An 18,675-nucleotide genomic window follows, 5' to 3' on the forward strand; every position below is an offset into this window, starting at 1 on the left:
TACTTGGGCGTATTACTTGGCAAGCAGCTTGTCGAAGAGCGCCTGGTCGTAATCCGAGTAGATGTAGCCGTCAGCCGGGAACTTGTCGGCCCGTGCGAGGTAGCTGCCGATCGTGCTGTCGTCGATGACGGGCAGCGGCACCTTGACGAAGGCCGGCACGTCCTTGCCTTGCAGCGCCTGTACGGCGGTATAGACGGAAAGCGCGCCGAGCCAGTTGGGCTGCATCGTCGCCCAGCCCTTCAGACCTTTCTCCTTCCACAGTTCCAGGAACTGCCTTGCATTTTCGCCCGTCGTCGGCACCTGGTCGCGGCCCTGACGCTCGAAGGCCATGACGGAGCCGGCCGACAGCGCGCCGCCGAGCGACAGCACGCCATCGATTTCGGGATTGGCAAAGAGCAGGCTGGTCATCGCTTCCTGCGCCGGGGCAACGTTATATTCCGTGTTCGTCTCGGTGATCACTTTGAGGCCCGGATTGGCGTCGAGCACCGGCTGGGCGCCCTTGCGACGGTCGTCGCTGACCGAAATGCCGGCCGGGCCGTTCATGATGATGATCTTGCCCTTGCCGCCGAGCTGGCTGACCATCCACTTGGCCGCGGTCGCACCCCATTCGCTGGAATCGGTGTTGATCTTCGCCGTCACCTTGTCGGTGTTGACGAGGCTGTCGAAGTTGACGACGGCGATGCCCTTGTCGCAGGCATCAGAGATGACGCGGTCGAGCGCGTTGGAGGAGCCGGCGATAACGACGATGGCGTCGACATTGGCGTCGATCATCGACTGGATATGCTGGATCTGCGTCTGGGCGTTGCCCTGCGCATCCGTGATCATCAGGTCCTTCACGAGGCCCGCCTTCTTCAGTTCCTCCACTTCGGCGGTGATCGTGCCTTCTGTCTGCTTCATCCAGGTCGGCACCGAATAGATGTTCGCCCAGCCGATCGTGTAGGGCGCTTTCCTGTCGCCCTTGATGCAATTGGCAGCGGCCGAGGCCGTACCGGTGGAAAAGACGAGGAGGGCAGCGGCGGCAGCGGCGCCGGCGAGAAGGCGGCGGCGCAGTGAAGCGGAAATGCTGTTTTCTAAATTCTTCATGTCGATCCCCTTTTTTGTGCGGCAGCCTTGACGGCTGGCCATCAATGTCCAATATAATGTACATATGATCCTTATAACGGACGGGATGATCTTATGCCGATTTTTCCACCTCGCAAGAGGGATGAAAAAAATTTTCGTCTGCTAGTAATGACGGGCGTCGGTTGACAGATGCGCCACAGGATTTGAAAAGCTTGACCGAACAAAAATTGGGATCGACAGCAATGGATGCAGTTCAGGACGAAGGAGCCGGCAAACGCGCCCGCGGGCTCGACCGCGCCTTCGAAATCCTCGATTTCCTGCGCCAGAAACGGCAGGCCCTGAAGCCGAACGAAATCGCCGCGCAGATCGGTGCGCCGCGCTCCTCGGTCTACGAGCTCGTCAACCTGCTACTGAGCAACGGCATTCTCGAATTCACCGGCGGCGAGGGGCGGGTCTATCTCGGTCGCAAGCTCTATTTCCTTGGCGCCGCCTATGAAAATCATTTCGATTTCACCCGCGAATGCGAGACGACGCTGGAGCATCTTGCCGACGAGACGCGGGAGACGGCACAGTTCTGCATGCTGGATGGAAACAGGTACACGGTCGTGCGCATGCGCGAAGGCGCGCGGCCCTTCCGCATTTCAACGGATGTCGGCCAGTCGGTGCCGATCCCGTGGACGGCGTCAGGCCGCCTGCTCGTTGCGCATCTGTCGGATCAGGAGATACTGAACTTCATTCCGCCGCAGGATTTCCGCCTGCCGGGCGGCGAATGGCTCGAGCCGCAAACCTTCATCGCCGAAGTGCGCCAGGCCGAGCGTGAAGGTCTCTTCACCTTCAACAGCATCGTCGATAGTTTCACCCATTGTTTTGCCGTGCCGGTGCGCGGCGAGGAAGGCCATGCAGCCGCAACGCTCTGCCTGGTCACGCCACGCGACGACGGCATTGCGAACAGGGACCGTTATCTCGACTGCCTGAAGAAGGCCGCCGCCCGCCTCGAACATGCCCCGGCCCGACCAAAACGGAGCTGATGCCCGGGTAAACGTGGGGAGCTATATCCGGCGTCACGGACGTGGTGACTAAACGGGTCATCCCCGCATGCTTCCTTGATCGTGCAACGCTCGCCCGCCTTCGCGATGGGTTTGGGATGCCTGCATATCTGCCGGCCCGACCAAAGACATCAACGATCAAGCGCAAGACCAGCTGCCAGCAGTTTGGCGACCCCAATCGTTGATTTCCAATTTTCCCCCGATCCCGAAAATCTATTCACTCTTCTCCCGAAACTATGAAATTAAGTTTCTCTATAAAATCTATGGAGAACATATCCTAGTGGCTCGATAGACAGATTTATACCTGCCCTCGCAGAGGAGCTGGGGCTGTTCGGGGCAAACGGAGAGGACGCGAAATGACACGGAAAATCAGGCTTGGAGCATTTCTTCCTGGTGGCGGACAGCATGTCGCCTCATGGCGTCATCCCGACCAACCGGCCGACGGCGCCACCAGTTTCGAGTTTCACAAGCAGCTGGCACTGACAGCAGAGCGCGGCCTCTTCGATGCTTACTTCCTGGCCGATGGACTGGCTGTCGGTTTCGGCGGAGCACGCGAAGGCGGCAATGCCCGCGTCGCCGGCTTCGAACCGGTGACCTTGTTCTCGGCGCTTGCGCCTTTCACGACCCATCTTGGTTTTATCGCGACCTCCTCGACGACCTATGAGGAGCCTTATACAACGGCCCGCAAGTTCGCCTCGCTGGACCTGATCTCAGAGGGCCGCGCCGGCTGGAATGTCGTGACGACCACCGGCGACCTCACGGCACAGAACTTCAACCGCGATACCCAGCTGCCGCATGCCGATCGTTATCGCCGTGCCGCCGAGCATGTCGACGTCGTCCGCAAACTCTGGGAAAGCTTCGAGGACGACGCCTTCATCCGCGACAAGGAAACGGGCGTGTTCTTCGATCCGGCGAAGCTGCACGACACCGACCACCGCGGCGAGCATTTCAGCGTGCGCGGTCCCCTCAATGTTTCACGCTCGCCCCAGGGGCATCCCGTCATCGTCCAGGCCGGGCAGTCGGAAGACGGGCGCGGGCTCGCCGCGGCAACAGCTGAAGTCATCTTCACCGCCCATCAGCACATCGAAACCGCCCAGGAATTCTACCGGGATATCAAGGCGCGCGCCCGCGGCCGCGGCCGCAACCCCGATCACATTTTAGTCATGCCCGGCGTCTCGGCCTTCGTCGGCAGGACGGAAGCGGAGGCGCGCGAGAAATACGACCGCCTGACCTCGCTGATCGTCGAAGAAGACGGGATCGGCCTGCTCAACGGCCTGACGGGCGGCACGCTCGACCTGCATGGCTATGATCTTGATGGGCCTCTTCCGCCGGCGCCGCCGACCGAAGGCATGAAGAGCCGCCAGGCCCTCATCCGCCAGATTGCCGACGAAAACAACTTCACCATCCGCCAGCTCTATCAGTGGATCGCATCGGCCCGCGGCCACTACACCATCGTCGGCACGGCCGAGCAGATCGCCGATACGTTGCAGACATGGTTCGAGAACGAAGCGGCCGACGGCTTCAACATTCTGCCGCCCTGGCTGCCGACGGCGCTCAACGATTTCGTCGATCTGGTCATCCCCGAACTGCAGCGCCGCGGCCTGTTCCGCACGGCCTATGAGGGCAAGACGCTGCGGGAAAACCTCGGCCTGCCTTTCCCGAGCAATCGATGGGTTGCAGGACACGCAACTCTCCAGGCGGCGGAGTGAGGAGCGTACCATGGCCTATGAAATCAACCAGGTTCTCCCGACAAGCTTCGGCCGCCTGAAAAGCGGCGAAAGCACGACTTCCCCACTCGCATCCCAGCTGCGCGGCGTGCTCGCATCACTTTTTCCACGCTACGGCCTGCTCATCAGCTTCCTGGTACTCTGGCAGGTGTCGAGCACCAGGGGCTGGGTCAACCCCGCCGTCTTCCCGCCCTTGAACGTGATCCTGTCGGCTCTCTGGACCAACCTTGCCAATGGCGCGCTGCTCGATGACATCGCCATCAGCCTGCAGCGAGCCGGAACGGCCTTCGCCTTTGCCGTCGTGGTCGGCATTCCGCTCGGCCTGTTCATGGGCCAGTTTCGCTTGGTCGAGCAGGCGCTCGATCCCATCCTGCAGCTCTTCCGCCAGACATCGGCGCTGGCGCTCTATCCGGTCTTCATCCTGCTGCTCGGCCTCGGCGAAACATCGAAGATCTTCGTGATTTTCTGGGCGACGCTCTTTCCGGTCCTGCTCGCCACGATCAGCGGCGTCAAGGAGGTGGACCAGAAGCTCATCGAGATGGCGCGCACCTATGGCGCCGGCCCGCTCACCGTCTTCCGCCGCGTCATCCTGCCAGCGTCCGTCCCTGCGATCTTCGTCGGCTTGCGTCTTTCGGCGACGACCGCCCTTCTGCTGTTGATTGCCGCCGAGATGATCGGCGCCAACAAGGGCATCGGCTTCCAGGTGATGAACGCCCAGTACAATTTCCAGATCCCGCTGATGTTTGCAGCGATCCTGCTGCTCGCCTTCCTTGGGCTTGCCGCCAATGCCTTGCTCGTTCTCCTGCAGCGCCGTCTCTGCCGCTGGTCCCAGCCGAGCCGCTGATTGCTTCCACCGATTTTCCTCTTCCGAAAGGACACCCCATGACATTCCATCCCCGCAATCTTATCCTGCCGGCCGCAATCGCTCTCGGTCTTGCGACGCCGGCAGCCGCCACCGACACGGTGAAGCTGCGCTATCTCGCCAGCCAAGGCGGCCTTGCCGCCCATGAGCTTGCCGAAGAACTCGGTTACTTCAAGGATACGGGCATCACGCTGGAAAATGTCGGCTATGCCCAGGGTGGTCCGGCCTCTCTGATCGCGCTCGCATCCGGCGATGTCGAGATCGGCAGCGCCGCCACCTCAGCCGTCTTGAATTCGATCATCGGCGGCAACGACTTCGTCGCCGTCTATCCGTCGAACGGCATCAATGACGAGGTGCAGTCTACCTTCTACGTGCTGGAAGACAGCCCGATCAAAACAATCAAGGACATTGCCGGCAAGAGCATTGCGGTCAACACGCTCGGCGCGCATCTCGACTATACGATCCGCGAAGCCCTGCATTCCGTCGGCCTGCCGAGCGACTCCGCCAACCAGATCGTCGTTCCGGGACCGCAGCTGGAGCAGGTGCTGCGCTCCAAGCAGGTCGACATTGCCGCCTTCGGCTATTGGCAGACGACCTTCGAAGGGGCCGCACTCAAGAACGGCGGCCTGCGTCCGGTTTTCGACGATACCGACGTGCTGGGAGATATCGCCGGCGGCTTTGTGGTTCTGCGCCGCGATTTCATCCAGCAGCATCCGGAGGCCTCGAAGATTTTCGTCGAGCAGTCGGCCCGCGCCCTCGACTATGCCCGCGAGCATCCCGAGGAAACCAAGAAAATCCTGGCCAAGGCGCTCGGCGAGCGTGGCGAGAACGCTGATCTCGCACAATATTTCCGCGGCTACGGCGTGCGTGCCGGCGGTCTGCCGGTCGAGCGCGACATCCAGTTCTGGATCGACGTCCTGGTTCGCGAAGGCAAGCTGAAGCAGGGCCAGCTGGCGGCCAAAGATATTCTCTTCACCGCCGACGCCAAGCCGGCAAGCAACTGAGGAAGCGTGATGAGCGTCGCTGAGGACATTCGCCGCGGAGAGGTGACGATCCGTCACCTTTCCAAATCCTACAGACTGAACGGCAAACCCCTGCAGGTTCTGAAGGATATCAATCTCCATATCCGCTCCGGCGAAAGCCTCGCCATCGTCGGCGCCAGCGGTTCGGGCAAGACGACCCTGCTCCGGGTTCTGGCCGGGCTTGAGGATTCCGACGCCGGAGACGTGCTCGTCGACGGCGAGGCGATACAGGGCGTCGGCGCAGAGCGCGCCGTCATTTTCCAGGAGCCGCGTCTTCTGCCCTGGCTTGATGTGCTCGACAATGTCGCCTTCGGGCTGGAAACGAGAGGCCTCACCCGCGAGCAGGCGAGGGGACGGGCACGTCACTATGTCAAGCTCGTCGGCCTGCAGCAATTCGAGACGGCCTATCCCCGGCAGCTCTCCGGCGGCATGGCCCAGCGCGTCGGCATCGCCCGGGCACTTGCCGTCCAGCCGGAAATCCTGCTGCTCGACGAGCCGCTCGGCGCGCTCGACGCCATGACCAAGATCGGCATGCAGCAGGAACTCGCCCGGATCTGGCGCGATGAGGATGTGACGACCATTCTCGTCACCCACGATCTCGAGGAGGCGATTTATCTCGCCGACCGGATCCTGATCCTGCCGCGGGAAAAGGGAGGCGAGCCACGCCTGATCGACATCGATCTGCCGCGCCCCCGCGACCGCAGCGCGCCGGAATTCGTCCGGCACCGCGAAGAACTGCTGAACCTCTTCGGATTGCATTGAAGGCTGCAGCCTCTATTAGACCGGAGACGCTTCACCCGGCCCAGGGGTCGATCAGTTCGATCCCAAAGCCCTCGAAATCACTCGTGTTGCGGGTTGCAAGGCCGAGATCGTGAGCAACCGCGGTCGCCGCGATCAGGCCGTCCATCGACGACAGGCCGCGGCCACTTCGCTTTGCATGGCCCATAAGGTCTCCCCAGGCCAGGGCCACCGGTTCGTCCACCGGAATGATGCGGTGCTCGAAGCGTTGAGTCAGATCCTGGGCAAGCCATTCGGCCAGCGCGTCGCGTTTGCGTCCCCTGTCCATCAGGGCAACACCGCGCCGGATCTCTGCGATCGACACGATGCTGATAAAAGAACGATCCTCGTCGAGCTTGTCCAGCCATTCCAGGACCCGCGCATCAGGGTTCGGCTTGGTCACCTCGGACAGGACATCGGTATCCAGCAGAAGCTTCACAGCGCCGGATCACGCGGTTCGTCGTATTGACGCTCAAGGTCCAGATCGGCGCCGCGCAGCGGCGATTCCATCAAAAATTCGGCAAGCGTCCCCTTGCGCGCCGTCCTTCGCTGCCATTCCTCCGCCGAGACGACGACGACGCTCGGCTTGCCGTTTCGCGTGATTGTCTGTGGCGCGGATTGCGCACGTTCGATCACCTCGGAAAGCTTCGCCTTTGCACTGGCAACAGTCCAGCTTTCATCGCCCCGCCGTGATGGTCGCATTGCTCACCTCCTGACCAGAATGACTATCATGACCATACACCCGTGACTGGATAAGTGGCAAGCTGCACTGGATCGAATGCTTCGGTTTGCGGGGCCGACGACACTCGGCCCCTGCATGCCCTGAAGGCACCCCGAGGCTGCTATCAAGCCTTGCTCTTTGCTCCGGCAGTCAGATAAGGCCGCCGATCCAGTTCCGCCGACCGGTAGGAACTGCGCAGCCGCAGCAGATCCTTGCGGGCGATCAGGCCGCACAGCTTGCCCGAGGCGGGATCGACGATCGGAATGCGTCCGTCACCCGTCGACAGCATCAGGTCGGCGATGAAGGCGACGGTATCGTCCGGATGCCCGACGGGAACGGAATCATCCGTGACGTTTTCGCCGAGCGTCTGGACGGCAAGCTCCGCCTCACTCTGCCAGAGCAGAGCGTCGGCCCGCGAGACGATGCCGGCCAGTCTGCCGACGGCATCGACCACCGGGTAGATCCGATGGGTCCTCTCTTGAGAGGCGAAGAAATCGCAGGCCTCTCCGACCGTCATGGTGACGGGAAGCGTATCGACATCGGCGATCATGATCTCCCTTGCGCGCGACAGTTCGAACGGATCGACGCCGTATTCGCGGGTGATGTGCTGGCCGCGGCGCGCGATCTTCTCGGTGAGGATCGAGCGGCGCAGCAGCAGGACGGTGACGGCATAAGCCACAACAGTTGCGGCGAGCAGGGGAACCAGCGTGCTGACGTCGCCGGTGATCTCCATCGCGAAGAAGGTTCCCGTCAGCGGCGCACGCATGGTTCCACCCATCATCGCCGCCATTCCGAGCAGCGCCCAGAAGCCTGGATCATTGCCCGGCATGACAAGCCCGACCAGCCATCCGAGAGCGCCGCCGAAAATCAGAAGCGGAGCCAGCACGCCGCCCGAAGTGCCCGACGACAGGGCAAACAGCCAGATGATGGTCTTTACCAGCAGGATCGACAGTACAGCCGGCGCGAGCAGCCGGTTGTTAAGCAGGCCATCGATGATGTCGTAGCCGACGCCCATCGCCCGCGGTTCGATCAGGCCGCCGAGGCCGATGACGAGACCGCCGAGCGCAGGCCACCACATCCAGTGGATCGGCAAGGCCTCGAACAGGTCTTCGATCCTGTAGAGCAGCGTCGTCAGCAGCCCCGATTGCAAGCCGGAGATGATGCCCATCGCCGCACAGGCGAAAATTCCCCACCAGGGCAAATCTACCTGGAAATGGGTCGGGAACAGCGGGCCAGTGCCGAAGAGCAGCGGGCGCCAGCAGATCGAAACACAGGCGGCAACGGCGACGGGAATGAAGCTGCGCGGCTTCCATTCGAACAACAAGAGTTCGACCGCCAGCATAACCGCCGATATCGGCGAGCCGAAGATCGCCGTCATGCCTGCGGCGGCACCGGCGACGAGCAGCGTCTTCCGCTCGGCGGCGCTCATGTGAAAGAATTGGGCAAAAAGCGAGCCGATCGCCCCGCCGGTCATGATGATCGGCCCCTCGGCGCCGAACGGCCCGCCGGTGCCGATCGAGATTGCCGAGGACAGCGGCTTGAGGACCGCCACCTTCGGCGACATCCGGCTGCCGCCGATCAGGATCGCCTCGATCGCCTCGGGAATGCCGTGGCCGCGGATCTTCTCCGATCCGAAGCGGGCCATCAGTCCGATGACGAAGCCGCCGAGCGGCGGCACCAGCACCACCCATAGCGAACGCGGCACGGCAGCCAGAGAGGCAGGCTCAATGCCGATCTGCCTGAACCAGATGCCATTTGTCACAAGCGCGATCAGGCTGACGAGACACCAGGCCGCAAAGGCCCCGGCGGTGCCGATGATGACGGACATGCCGATCAGGACGAGCACGCGCCTGTCGGTGGTGAAATCCCCGGCCTCGCGCCGAGAAAGGCCGCCGGTGAAATCATGCGGCCGGTTGCTGGGTTGATGCTGCGCCATGGAAGCCTCTGCTACGCGGAAATGGGTATGCTAGAGTGGCGTCATTATATCGTGATACGATATAAATCAATGGACGAATGCAACAAGGCGAAAATGTCTCAGAAGATGCCTCACTTGACCGGCCAGCGGCTGCCCATCTATTCGAGATGGCGAAGTGTTTGCGCGCAGAAGCCGGGGTCGCGTGTTACCCGGGCCGCAGCCGAGCACGGTCGCTCCGCTCGAGCGGCAGAGGAGAACGAGTGTGAAGAAAACCCGCCGCCACTGAGACAGGAGGACTACGAGGCGCTCGCCGACCTTCGCTTCGCGCTTCGCCAGTTCATGGATTTCAGCGCCTCTGCTGCGCAGTCGGAAGGACTGCCCGTGCAGCAGCATCAGGCGCTGCTGGCGATCAAGGGACAACGCGGCGGCGAAGCGGTGACCATCGGCATGCTGGCCGAGCGGCTGATCATCGCGCCCCATACGGCCACCGAACTCGTCGGGCGGCTGTCGGATGCCGGACTGGTCGAACGCCATGCCGACCCGGCCGACAGGCGCCGGCAGACGCTGCTCCTGACCGAGAAGGCCGACGACCTCCTGACGAGATTGAGCGCCGTCCACCTTTCGGAAATCCGGGTCATGGCGCCGAAGTTGATCGAGCTTCTCCTTGAGCTTCAAAAGGCGGCGTCGAAAGCGGGATGAACGAAGCCGTGGCGGCTCATCTCGAAAGCGTCTGCCTGAGACGGTGGATATGGGCAGCGCCGATGCCGCAGCAGCCGCCGATGATCGTAGCCCCAGCGTCGGCCCAGGAGCAGGCATAACGCGAATAAGTATCGTCGTTCAGGTCGTCACGAGTATCGTGCAGGCCTTCATTGGCGGCCGCTTTACCTGTTTCCCCTTCGAAGGCATTGGCATAGACGCCGATTTCAATCCGAGCGTCTGCCTTGCGGAATACGCGTGCCGTCGTTTCGACGGCCGCCTGCATGACTTCGGGCTTGCTGCAGTTGAACAGAAAGGCCGTGGCGCCCGATGACACCGCCCAGGCTGCCGCCGCCTCGACGCTTTCGCCGGAGCGAAGCTTTGGCTCGCCGCCCCCTATGGCCGCCGCGTCGTCCGCCAATGTGAAGGAGATCCAGAACGGCTTGCCTGACACCGCCACCGCCTTGCGGACGGCCTCGCCCTCGGCAATCAGGCTCAGCGTCTCGCCGAGCCATACATCGACGAAAGGCCCGAGGTTTTCGACAAGCACCTTGAGATAATCCTGCACTCGCCAAGGCTGAAAATTCTGCGGCTCGTAGGAGCCGAAGATCGGCGGCAGCGAACCGGCGACCAGCACTTTGCGATCGGTGACGGTATCGGCCGCCTCGCGCGCCAGGCGACCGGCAAGGCGGATCAGTTCAGCTCCCTCCTTCTGGAACCGGTCTTCGCCGATATGGAAGGGCACCAGCGCATAGCTGTTCGTCGTAATCACCTCGGAGCCGGCGGCGATGAACTCCTTGTGCACCTCGCGGACGATATCCGGCGAATTGATCAGCGCGAGCGCCGACCATTCCGGCTGTTTCAATTCGGCGCCGAGCCGCAGCAGTTCGCGGCTCATGCCGCCATCGAGAATTCGGGTCGTGCTCATGAAGACGTCTCCATTCGGGCTGCCGCGCCGATACCGGCGGCGGGCTTTTCATAACAAACTGGGTGAGGTGCGTGTGGTTCGTGCGCCAGCAAGTTCATGGCGATCCCTTTCCGTAGGCCTAGCGGCGAACCGGCACCTGCGCTTCGAGACCTCGAAAGACGCGGGCGATCACTGCGGTCAGGGCAAGATAGAAGACGGTCACGACGATGAGCGGTTCGTAGACCAGCAGCGTGTCCTGGCGAACCTTGTTGGCCACCGCGTAGAGATCCATCACCGTCACGGTGAAGGCGAGCGGCGTCGCCTTCAGCTGCATGACGATCTCTCCGGCAATGGTCGGCAGGGCGATGCGAATGGCCCGCGGCAGCCAGATGCGGCGGATCAGCTTCCAGGGCGACAGGCCGAAGGCCCGGCCGGCTTCGAGCTCGCCCTTGGGAACCGCAAGCAGCGCGCCGCGCAACACCTCGGCTTCATAGGCTGCGTAGTTCAGCGTGAAACTGACGGCGGCAAAGAAGAAGCCTTCGCGCAGGATCGGCCAGAACAGGCTCTGGCGGATGCCGGGGATCATGGGCAGCAGCGAGCCGACCCCGTAATAGAGAAGCCAAAGCTGTATCAGCAGCGGCGTGCCGCGGAAGAATGTGCAGTAGCCGCGGGCGGCGAGCCGCGTCAGCCTGCTGCCGCTGACCTGCGCGAAGGCGAGACCGATGGCGATGATGAAACCGAACACCACTGAGATGACAAGCAGCGACACCGTCTGCCAGGCGCCTGTCAGAAGCAGCGGCCAATAGGAAGAAATCCAGGTGAAACTCATGGGGCGCGCTCCTCAGGCAAGGCGTGGCTGCCCCCGCCGTACCCGCCCCTCGATCAGTTTGAAGACGACGTTGGAAGCGAGCGTGATGGCAAGATAGAGAAGGGCCGAAGCCAGGAAAAACACGAAGTAATGTTTGGTGCTTGCCCCGGCAAGCCGTGTGGCGAGCGCCAGTTCCTGGTAGCCGACAACAGCGACCAGCGCGCTGTCCTTGGTGATCGACATCCACAGATTGGCAAGCCCCGGCAGGGCGTTCGGCAACAGCGCCGGCAGCAGGACGCGGCGGAAGCGCAGCACCGGCCCCATGCCGAAGGCCTTGGCCGCCTCGATCTGGCCGACGGGAATGGCGAGGATCGCGCCGCGCAGCACCTCCGTCATATAAGCGCCCTGCACGAAGCCGAGCACGGCGACGGCCGCAACGAAACCGTTCACATTGACCGGCGGCAGGTCGAATGCCGCCAGCAGCCGGTTGAGGCCGTCGGTGCCGGCATAATAGAGCCCGACGATCAGGATCAGCTCGGGAACCGCGCGGATGACAGTGGTATAGAAATCGAGCAGCAGGCGAAGCAGGCGATTGCCCGAAAGCTTTACAAGCGCACCGCCAGTGCCGAGCAAAAGACCGACAGCGAAGGCGCAGGCCGAAATGGCGACCGTGGAGACTGCACCGGCCAGAAGAACGCCGCCCCATCCCGGAGGATAGGGAGACAGCAGATCCAGAATGCCTTGTTGCGCGGTCGCCATCTCTACGATTGCTTACTTCGCGCCGTAGATGTCGAAGTCGAAGTATTTCTTGGTGATGGTGTCATACTGGCCGTTGGCGCGAACCGCAGCGATCGCCGCATTCAGCTTGGCTTTCAGCTCTGTATCTTCCTTGCGCAGACCGCCGGAAACACCGGCTCCGAGGATTTCCTTGTCGTCGGCGACATCTCCCATCTTGGCGCAGCAATCCTTGCCGCCATCGCTTTTCAGGAACGCGTCGAGCGCCAGCGAATCGCCGAAGACGTAGTCGATCCGGCCGGAAGCGAGATCCTGGAAAGCCTCATCGAGCGTCTGATAGGTCTTCTCCTCGGCGGCGCTGGCAAAATACTTCTTGTAATATTCAGACTGGATCGTCGACACCTGGATGCCGATGGTCTTGCCCTTCACGTCTTCGGCGCTGGCGCCCGGCTTCTGGTCCTTGGGACCGATCAGGGTGCTCGGCGTGTTGTAATATTTGTCGGTGAAGTCGATCACCTTCGAGCGCTCCGCCGTGTTCGACATCGACGACCAGATCACGTCGAACTTCTTGCTCTGCAGGGCCGGAATGAGACCATCCCAGGAAATGTCGACGATCGAGCATTTCTCCTTCATCTCGGCGCAAACGGCGTTCATGAGATCGATCTCCCATCCCTGCCACTCACCCGAGGCGTCCTTGGCGAAGAAGGGCGGATAGGATTCGTTCATGACACCGAAGCGGACTTCGGCCTGAGCCGTGACGGCCGAAAGTGCAAGTGCGGCGCCGGCAAAAAGCATGGGGAGTAGTTTCATTCGCAGGGTTCTCCTGATTTGTGTTGGCGATGACAGTTTGGTGCGCATCAATGGGTGCTGAGACGGGTGAATTCCCGGCAGCGGGCGCTGACGGGGGCGCCAAATATCTGTTCGGGCGGGCCCTCTTCCTCGATCCGTCCCTGATGCAGGAAAAGAACGCGGCTCGAGACATCCCGGGCGAAGCGCATTTCATGGGTGACGATCAGCATGGTCCGACCTTCTTCGGCGAGGTCGCGGATGACCTTGAGGACCTCGCCGACCAGTTCCGGATCGAGCGCCGATGTCGGTTCGTCGAACAGCATGACATCAGGGTCGATGCAGAGCGCTCTGGCAATCGCCGCTCGCTGCTGCTGGCCGCCCGAAAGGAAGGCGGGGTAGGCGTCACGCTTATCGAAGAGGCCGACCTTGTGGAGCAGGGCTTCCGCCTTTTCGATCGCCTCGCGCCTTGAAATGCCCATGACATGCACCGGCGCCTCGATGACGTTTTCGAGCACCGTGCGATGAGCCCAAAGATTGAAGCTCTGAAACACCATCCCGAGCCCGGTCCGCAGCCGTTCGATCTGCCGCCAGCTCTGCGGCTGCAGGTGGCCGCCGCGGCCGGCTTTGAGCGCCACCTCCTCGCCATTCACGGCAATACGACCGCGATCCGGCATTTCCAGAAAATTGATGCATCTGAGGAATGTGCTCTTGCCAGAACCTGACGAGCCGATAATGGAGATGACATCCGACTTATGGGCCTCGGCCGAGATACCCTTGAGAACCTGTTGCGAGCCGAAGCTTTTATGAAGATCTTCGACGCGAAGAGCAGGAAAGGGTTGATCCGACATGCATGGTTCCGGTGAACTGAATTTGCGAAGGATAATGATAAAAATGCGCGGTTTTTTCGCGCAATTTTTGTCTCTTCTGCATAATTTGTGCAAAATAATCTTCCTCACGCGGCGAATGCGGCAGAATGCGTGAAGAGCTGCGGTAGGAATTGGGACTGGACAATGGAACAACTGGATCGTTTTGACCGCGACATTCTCGATATCGTTCAGCGCGACTGCCAGCTGAAGGCCGAAACCATCGCCGAACAGGTCGGGCTGTCGGTCTCGGCGGTGCAGCGGCGGCTGAAGCGGCTGCGCGAGGAGGGGATCATCAAGGCGGAGGTCGCCGTCGTCGACCGGAAGGCGACCGGGACATCGATGGTGTTCATCGTCGGGATGGAGATCGAGCGGGATAATTACGACGCTCTGGCGAAGTTCCGCCTGTGGGCGGAAAAGCAGGATCATATCCAGCAGGTCTATTATGTCACCGGCGCGGTCGATCTGATCGCGATCGTCACTGCCCGCGACGTCGAGCATTATGACGACATCGCCGCCCTGATCATGGCTGACAATCCGCAGATCCGCCGCATGCATACGAATGTCGTGCTGCGCGATGTCAAGCTCGGCCTGTTCGTGCCCCTGGAATAGCGCTGACGCGCCGGCCCACCGTCGCACGCCGGACAAGCCGCTGGACTCGCATTCGGCAAAGGGCATAATTCCGGGCGCAAATCCTCGGGAGGGAGATCCTTGACGTTACGACACCAGATCATCGCATTGGCGATCATCCCGCTCGTCATTTCGATCCTTGCGATCACCACCTTTATCACCTGGCAATCGGCAAACCTCGCCAAAAACAGCATCGACACCTTCGAGCAGAACATGCTGAAGACCAAGGAAGCCGAGATCCTTAATCTGACCAATCTTGCCCTCTCCGCCATCCAGACGATCTATGACAGGGCCGGCGCCGACGATGAAGCTGCCAAGCAGCAGGTGGCTGAGATACTGACCTCGCTCGATTACGGCAAGGACGGCTATTTCTTCGTCTACGATTACGACGGCAACAATATCGTCCACCCGCGCCAGAGTTTCCGGCATGGGCACAATTGGCTCGATCTCACCGATCCGGATGGCGACAAGGTGATTGCCGAACTGATCGCCACGGCAAGAGCGGGCGGCGGCCTGCATCAGTATAAATGGCAGAAACCATCGACCGGGCAGATCGCCGACAAGCTTTCCTTTGTCGTCAGCCTCGACAAATGGCACTGGGTCGTGGGAACCGGCGTCTACCTCGATGACGTCTTTGCCCAAAGTGCCGCCGCCAACAAGGTGATGCGCGCCAACATCCGGCGGACCTTCGTTATCGTTGCCCTGATCGCCGTTCCATCGGTGCTCGTCGTCTTCACCACCTGCATGCTGCTGACCTTCCATGAGCGCCGCATGGCCGATAGCCGACTCAAGGCGCTGACGCAGCGGGTCATCGATACCCAGGAAGAAGAGCGCGCCCGTCTTGCTCGCGAACTGCACGACGGCATTTCCCAGAATCTCGTCGGTGTGCGTTACGCGATGGATCTCGCCGGCCGCAAAGTCAGGACCAATGTCGACGATGCGGCTGTCACCATCGACCGCGGTATCGAGGCGCTGAATGGCGCCATCAAGGAGATCCGGCGGCTCTCGCATGATCTGCGCCCGCGCGTGCTCGACGATCTCGGCCTGACGGCGGCGATCGAGGCGCTCTGCTACAATTTCGCCGAGCGGACGGGGATCGAGACTGATATCGATGCTTCAGGCTTCAGCGATACGCTGAAGGCCGAAGCCAATACCGCGCTTTATCGCGTCGCGCAGGAGGCCTTCAACAATGTCGAGCGGCATTCGGGCGCCTCCCGGCTGGCGGTCAAACTCTGGAGCGATGGCGGCCGCGCCCGCATGACGATTTCAGACAACGGTGCCGGCTTCGATGGCGCCAAGGACGGCGCATCGGGCAGATCAGGCCTCGGCCTGCGCAACATGCAGGAGCGGATGGCGCACTTCCGCGGCCTGTTGCTGATCAACAGTAGCGAGGCCGGCACGACGCTGACGGCGATGCTGCCGAAGTCGGCCAATCGTGCCTCCGACCGGCAGGCGGAAGCGGCATGACCGAACGCCCCAAGATCAAGGTGCTCTTGATCGACAATCATCCGCTGGTGCTCGACGGTCTGAAGGCCGTGCTCGAAACATTCGACCATATCGAAGTCGCAGGCACCGCCGGGCTTGCGCAAACCGGGCTCGACATCGCTCGGCAGGCCCAGCCGCAGGTGGTGCTGATGGATATCAACATGCCGAAGCTCAGCGGCATCGATGCGATCGAACTGTTCAGGAACGAACTTCCGCAGACCCGCGTCGTGATGCTCTCCATGCATGACAGCCGCGAGTATATTTCCTCGTCGGTCATGCATGGCGCCGCCGGTTACATCCTCAAAGACGTCTCGACCGACGAGATCGTCTCGGCCATCGAGATCGTTGCCGGCGGAGGCACCTATTTCTCGTCGGGCGTCTTCGACGCGCTGATGGGCGAGCGGACGGAGGAGGGGAGCGATCCCCTGACGCCGCGCGAGCGTGACACTCTAGGGCTGATCGTTGCTGGCCGGAGCAATCGCGAGATCGCCGAGGCGCTCGGGATAAGCTCCGCTACGGCGGAAACGCACCGCAAGAACCTCAAGAAAAAGCTCGGCATCGCAACGACGGCGGGCCTTATCCGCTATGCGCTCGACCACGGCATCGTCTCGAAAGTCGGCGGAAATCTCCACCTACCCACTTCTGGGTAGGCCCCGGCGTTTCACCCTTGCGCCCATCTTGTGGGGATGAAACCAGCGCCCTAGGACTCCAACCACGGCTGGCCGAGCGCTGGCCGTTGGGAGGAATTCACATGCGTTACATCAGCTTCCGAACGTCCGGAAAAGCTCGAGCGACCCGAACCGGGCCTGCTGCGGCCGCCGGCTACAGGCCTGCCTTCCACGCCGACAACTGGAACATGGCGACCGCGACCCGCGGCGCCTGAAAGGGATCCCGACATGGAAAAACCACGTAGCAAGGCAGCGCTCTGGCTGCTGATCATTCCGTATATCGGTCTGCTCTGGCCGCCGTTTTACAATCTCCGCGAACCGTCGCTTTTCGGCTTCCCCTTTTTCTATTGGTATCAGCTTCTCTGGGTGCCGATTACCGCGACGCTGACCTGGATCGCCTATCGGAGCACCCGCCATGACGACTGATATCAACGGCACGGCGCTGGCCGTCTTCATCTTCTTTTTCGCCCTCGTCACCGTCATGGGCTTCGTCGCCAGCCGCTGGCGCAAGCCCGAGACACTCGCCCATATCGATGAATGGGGTCTCGGGGGCCGCAATTTCGGCACCTGGATCACCTGGTTCCTCGTCGGCGGCGATTTCTATACCGCCTATACCGTGATCGCCGTCCCGGCGCTGGTCTATACCGTCGGCGCCTACGGCTTCTTCGCGTTGCCCTACACCATCGTCGTCTATCCCTTCGTCTTCATGGTCATGCCGGTTCTGTGGAAACGCGCCAAGGATTTCGGCTATGTGACGGCGGCCGACGTCGTGCATGGGCAATACGGATCGCGCGGCCTCGAACTCGCCGTCGCGGCCACGGGCGTCATCGCCACCATGCCTTACATCGCCTTGCAGCTTGTCGGCATGACGGCGGTTCTGAAGGCGCTCGGGCTGCATGGCGAACTGCCGCTGGCGATCGCCTTCATCGTGCTGGCGCTCTACACCTATTCGGCGGGCCTGCGCGCCCCGGCGCTGATCGCCTTCGTCAAGGACATCATGATCTATATCGTGGTGATCGCGGCCGTCGCGTTGATCCCGTCGAAGCTCGGCGGCTATGCCAATGTCTTCGCCTCGGCCGATGCGGCCTTCCAGGCCAAGGGTTCCGGCAGCCTGCTGCTCGGCGGCAATCAGTATGTCGCCTATGCCACGCTCGCTTTCGGTTCAGCGCTTGCGGCCTTCATGTATCCGCATACGCTGACCGGCATCTTCGCCTCCAACAGCGGCAAGACGATCCGCAAGAACGCCATCATGCTGCCGGCCTATACGCTGCTGCTCGGCCTTCTGGCGCTGCTCGGCTATATGGGCCACGCCGCCAACCTGAAGCTCGACAGCGCCAATGACGTCGTTCCCACGCTGTTCAAGACGCTGTTTTCGGGCTGGTTCTCCGGCTTCGCCTTTGCGGCGATCGCCATCGGCGCGCTGGTGCCGGCCGCGGTGATGAGCATTGGCGCTGCCAATCTTTTCACCCGTAACTTCTGGAAGGCCTATGTCGATCCCAAGGTCAGCGATGCGGGCGAGGCCAAGGTCGCGAAGATCACCTCACTCGTGGTGAAGGTTGGCGCGCTTCTCGTCATTATCTTCCTGCCGACGCAGTTCGCACTCGACCTGCAGCTGCTTGGCGGCATCTGGATCCTGCAGACGCTCCCGGCGCTGGTCTTCGGTCTCTACACCGGCTGGTTCCGTGCCCCCGCTCTGCTTGCCGGCTGGTTCGTCGGCTTCTGCGGCGGCACCTTCCTCGTCTGGGATGCCGGCTGGAAGCCGCTGCACCTGATCAGCCTCGGCGGTGAGCCCTTCACCGTCTACACCGGACTGCTGGCGCTTGCGGCAAACATCGGCGTTGCCGTCGTGATCAACGCCCTTCTTCCGGCCAAGGCTCCGGTTCAGGCATAAGATGAAAATGCGAAGGGCAGCCAACGCTGCCCTTCGCCATTGCCGTCCGGCGGAAGCCGGAGAGAAATCAG

Annotated in this window: 21 protein-coding genes; 12 read left to right on the top strand and 9 right to left on the bottom strand. The window is 61.9% G+C overall.

Features of this window, described 5'->3' with window-relative positions:
* Positions 1–12: 12 nt before the first annotated feature.
* Positions 13–1,083, bottom strand: coding sequence for an ABC transporter substrate-binding protein (locus tag FFM81_RS22240; RefSeq protein ID WP_003572236.1), 1,071 nt, complete (start codon positions 1,081–1,083; stop codon positions 13–15).
* A 221-nt stretch (positions 1,084–1,304) separates the two neighbouring features.
* On the opposite strand from FFM81_RS22240, the gene FFM81_RS22245 reads away from it, so the two are divergent.
* The 5 genes from FFM81_RS22245 (at position 1,305) to FFM81_RS22265 (ending at position 6,481) form a co-directional block, all read left to right on the top strand.
* The gene (locus FFM81_RS22245) at positions 1,305–2,090 is read left to right on the top strand and encodes an IclR family transcriptional regulator (protein ID WP_003572238.1); all 786 of its coding nucleotides are present in this window, start codon (positions 1,305–1,307) and stop codon (positions 2,088–2,090) included.
* 374 nt (positions 2,091–2,464) lie between these two features.
* A complete protein-coding gene (locus tag FFM81_RS22250) occupies positions 2,465–3,817 on the top strand; it encodes an LLM class flavin-dependent oxidoreductase (protein ID WP_138384580.1) in 1,353 nt (450 codons plus the stop codon).
* A gap of 10 nt (positions 3,818–3,827) precedes the next feature.
* The gene (locus tag FFM81_RS22255; protein ID WP_025417900.1) at positions 3,828–4,679 is read left to right on the top strand and encodes an ABC transporter permease; all 852 of its coding nucleotides are present in this window, start codon (positions 3,828–3,830) and stop codon (positions 4,677–4,679) included.
* Positions 4,680–4,717: 38 nt separating this feature from the next.
* Positions 4,718–5,701, top strand: a complete 984-nt coding sequence (locus tag FFM81_RS22260; protein ID WP_025417899.1) for an ABC transporter substrate-binding protein — start codon at positions 4,718–4,720, stop codon at positions 5,699–5,701.
* 9 nt (positions 5,702–5,710) lie between these two features.
* Positions 5,711–6,481 (top strand): ABC transporter ATP-binding protein, encoded by a 771-nt coding sequence (locus FFM81_RS22265; protein ID WP_025417898.1) that lies wholly within the window; start codon positions 5,711–5,713, stop codon positions 6,479–6,481.
* Between the two features lie 31 nt (positions 6,482–6,512).
* On the opposite strand, the gene FFM81_RS22270 is transcribed toward FFM81_RS22265, so the two are convergent.
* From FFM81_RS22270 to FFM81_RS22280, 3 genes are all read right to left on the bottom strand, one after another.
* Positions 6,513–6,935, bottom strand: coding sequence for a type II toxin-antitoxin system VapC family toxin (locus tag FFM81_RS22270; RefSeq protein WP_128397892.1), 423 nt, complete (start codon positions 6,933–6,935; stop codon positions 6,513–6,515).
* Positions 6,932–7,198 carry a type II toxin-antitoxin system Phd/YefM family antitoxin gene (locus tag FFM81_RS22275; protein WP_138384579.1) on the bottom strand — a complete coding sequence of 89 codons (267 nt, stop codon included), beginning with the start codon at positions 7,196–7,198 and terminating at the stop codon, positions 6,932–6,934. The genes FFM81_RS22270 and FFM81_RS22275 overlap by 4 nt, the downstream gene beginning before the upstream one ends.
* A 143-nt stretch (positions 7,199–7,341) precedes the next feature.
* A complete protein-coding gene (locus FFM81_RS22280; protein WP_138384578.1) occupies positions 7,342–9,153 on the bottom strand; it encodes a chloride channel protein in 1,812 nt (603 codons plus the stop codon).
* A 261-nt stretch (positions 9,154–9,414) separates the two neighbouring features.
* On the opposite strand from FFM81_RS22280, the gene FFM81_RS22285 reads away from it, so the two are divergent.
* Positions 9,415–9,831 (top strand): MarR family winged helix-turn-helix transcriptional regulator, encoded by a 417-nt coding sequence (locus FFM81_RS22285; RefSeq protein ID WP_173883875.1) that lies wholly within the window; start codon positions 9,415–9,417, stop codon positions 9,829–9,831.
* Between the two features lie 16 nt (positions 9,832–9,847).
* Here FFM81_RS22285 and FFM81_RS22290 read toward each other — a convergent pair whose 3' ends face one another.
* The 5 genes from FFM81_RS22290 to FFM81_RS22310 form a co-directional block, all read right to left on the bottom strand.
* Positions 9,848–10,714: a homocysteine S-methyltransferase family protein gene (locus FFM81_RS22290; RefSeq protein ID WP_425504987.1), complete on the bottom strand. Its 867-nt coding sequence runs from the start codon at positions 10,712–10,714 to the stop codon at positions 9,848–9,850.
* A 160-nt stretch (positions 10,715–10,874) separates the two neighbouring features.
* Positions 10,875–11,564, bottom strand: coding sequence for an ABC transporter permease (locus tag FFM81_RS22295; protein WP_138384576.1), 690 nt, complete (start codon positions 11,562–11,564; stop codon positions 10,875–10,877).
* Positions 11,565–11,576: 12 nt separating this feature from the next.
* Positions 11,577–12,302: an ABC transporter permease gene (locus tag FFM81_RS22300; RefSeq protein ID WP_138384575.1), complete on the bottom strand. Its 726-nt coding sequence runs from the start codon at positions 12,300–12,302 to the stop codon at positions 11,577–11,579.
* Between the two features lie 12 nt (positions 12,303–12,314).
* Positions 12,315–13,088 carry a transporter substrate-binding domain-containing protein gene (locus FFM81_RS22305; protein WP_025417891.1) on the bottom strand — a complete coding sequence of 258 codons (774 nt, stop codon included), beginning with the start codon at positions 13,086–13,088 and terminating at the stop codon, positions 12,315–12,317.
* A gap of 47 nt (positions 13,089–13,135) precedes the next feature.
* Positions 13,136–13,915, bottom strand: coding sequence for an ABC transporter ATP-binding protein (locus FFM81_RS22310; RefSeq protein ID WP_025417890.1), 780 nt, complete (start codon positions 13,913–13,915; stop codon positions 13,136–13,138).
* A 162-nt stretch (positions 13,916–14,077) separates the two neighbouring features.
* Between FFM81_RS22310 and FFM81_RS22315 the strand changes: the two genes are divergently transcribed.
* The 6 genes from FFM81_RS22315 to mctP all read left to right on the top strand — a co-directional run bounded on the left by FFM81_RS22315 (position 14,078) and on the right by mctP (position 18,604).
* Positions 14,078–14,542, top strand: a complete 465-nt coding sequence (locus tag FFM81_RS22315) for an Lrp/AsnC family transcriptional regulator (RefSeq protein WP_003572254.1) — start codon at positions 14,078–14,080, stop codon at positions 14,540–14,542.
* Between the two features lie 99 nt (positions 14,543–14,641).
* The gene (gene mctS, locus FFM81_RS22320) at positions 14,642–16,027 is read left to right on the top strand and encodes a two-component system sensor histidine kinase MctS (protein WP_138384574.1); all 1,386 of its coding nucleotides are present in this window, start codon (positions 14,642–14,644) and stop codon (positions 16,025–16,027) included.
* A complete protein-coding gene (gene mctR / locus FFM81_RS22325) occupies positions 16,024–16,695 on the top strand; it encodes a two-component system response regulator MctR (RefSeq protein WP_138384573.1) in 672 nt (223 codons plus the stop codon). The genes mctS and mctR overlap by 4 nt, the downstream gene beginning before the upstream one ends.
* Positions 16,696–16,796: 101 nt before the next feature.
* Complete coding sequence (locus FFM81_RS33150) at positions 16,797–16,928, top strand: hypothetical protein (RefSeq protein WP_280790762.1); 132 nt, start codon at positions 16,797–16,799, stop codon at positions 16,926–16,928.
* A 13-nt stretch (positions 16,929–16,941) separates the two neighbouring features.
* The gene (locus FFM81_RS22330) at positions 16,942–17,139 is read left to right on the top strand and encodes a DUF3311 domain-containing protein (RefSeq protein WP_003572258.1); all 198 of its coding nucleotides are present in this window, start codon (positions 16,942–16,944) and stop codon (positions 17,137–17,139) included.
* The gene (mctP, locus tag FFM81_RS22335) at positions 17,129–18,604 is read left to right on the top strand and encodes a monocarboxylate uptake permease MctP (RefSeq protein ID WP_025417886.1); all 1,476 of its coding nucleotides are present in this window, start codon (positions 17,129–17,131) and stop codon (positions 18,602–18,604) included. The genes FFM81_RS22330 and mctP overlap by 11 nt, the downstream gene beginning before the upstream one ends.
* Positions 18,605–18,675: the final 71 nt, after the last annotated feature.

Origin of the sequence: Rhizobium hidalgonense (genome assembly GCF_005862185.2) — a bacterium.
Taxonomy (GTDB): domain Bacteria; phylum Pseudomonadota; class Alphaproteobacteria; order Rhizobiales; family Rhizobiaceae; genus Rhizobium; species Rhizobium hidalgonense.

Excerpts from the sequence above, each read along its gene's own strand:
- FFM81_RS22240 (WP_003572236.1), bottom strand. The coding sequence starts at position 1,083 with ATGAAGAATTTAGAAAACAGCATTTCCGCTTCACTGCGCCGCCGCCTT.
- FFM81_RS22245 (WP_003572238.1), top strand. The coding sequence starts at position 1,305 with ATGGATGCAGTTCAGGACGAAGGAGCCGGCAAACGCGCCCGCGGGCTC.
- FFM81_RS22250 (WP_138384580.1), top strand. The coding sequence starts at position 2,465 with ATGACACGGAAAATCAGGCTTGGAGCATTTCTTCCTGGTGGCGGACAG.
- FFM81_RS22255 (WP_025417900.1), top strand. The coding sequence starts at position 3,828 with ATGGCCTATGAAATCAACCAGGTTCTCCCGACAAGCTTCGGCCGCCTG.
- FFM81_RS22260 (WP_025417899.1), top strand. The coding sequence starts at position 4,718 with ATGACATTCCATCCCCGCAATCTTATCCTGCCGGCCGCAATCGCTCTC.
- FFM81_RS22265 (WP_025417898.1), top strand. The coding sequence starts at position 5,711 with ATGAGCGTCGCTGAGGACATTCGCCGCGGAGAGGTGACGATCCGTCAC.
- FFM81_RS22275 (WP_138384579.1), bottom strand. The coding sequence starts at position 7,198 with ATGCGACCATCACGGCGGGGCGATGAAAGCTGGACTGTTGCCAGTGCA.
- FFM81_RS22280 (WP_138384578.1), bottom strand. The coding sequence starts at position 9,153 with ATGGCGCAGCATCAACCCAGCAACCGGCCGCATGATTTCACCGGCGGC.
- FFM81_RS22295 (WP_138384576.1), bottom strand. The coding sequence starts at position 11,564 with ATGAGTTTCACCTGGATTTCTTCCTATTGGCCGCTGCTTCTGACAGGC.
- FFM81_RS22300 (WP_138384575.1), bottom strand. The coding sequence starts at position 12,302 with ATGGCGACCGCGCAACAAGGCATTCTGGATCTGCTGTCTCCCTATCCT.
- FFM81_RS22305 (WP_025417891.1), bottom strand. The coding sequence starts at position 13,088 with ATGAAACTACTCCCCATGCTTTTTGCCGGCGCCGCACTTGCACTTTCG.
- FFM81_RS22310 (WP_025417890.1), bottom strand. The coding sequence starts at position 13,915 with ATGTCGGATCAACCCTTTCCTGCTCTTCGCGTCGAAGATCTTCATAAA.
- FFM81_RS22315 (WP_003572254.1), top strand. The coding sequence starts at position 14,078 with ATGGAACAACTGGATCGTTTTGACCGCGACATTCTCGATATCGTTCAG.
- mctR (WP_138384573.1), top strand. The coding sequence starts at position 16,024 with ATGACCGAACGCCCCAAGATCAAGGTGCTCTTGATCGACAATCATCCG.
- FFM81_RS33150 (WP_280790762.1), top strand. The coding sequence starts at position 16,797 with ATGCGTTACATCAGCTTCCGAACGTCCGGAAAAGCTCGAGCGACCCGA.
- FFM81_RS22330 (WP_003572258.1), top strand. The coding sequence starts at position 16,942 with ATGGAAAAACCACGTAGCAAGGCAGCGCTCTGGCTGCTGATCATTCCG.
- mctP (WP_025417886.1), top strand. The coding sequence starts at position 17,129 with ATGACGACTGATATCAACGGCACGGCGCTGGCCGTCTTCATCTTCTTT.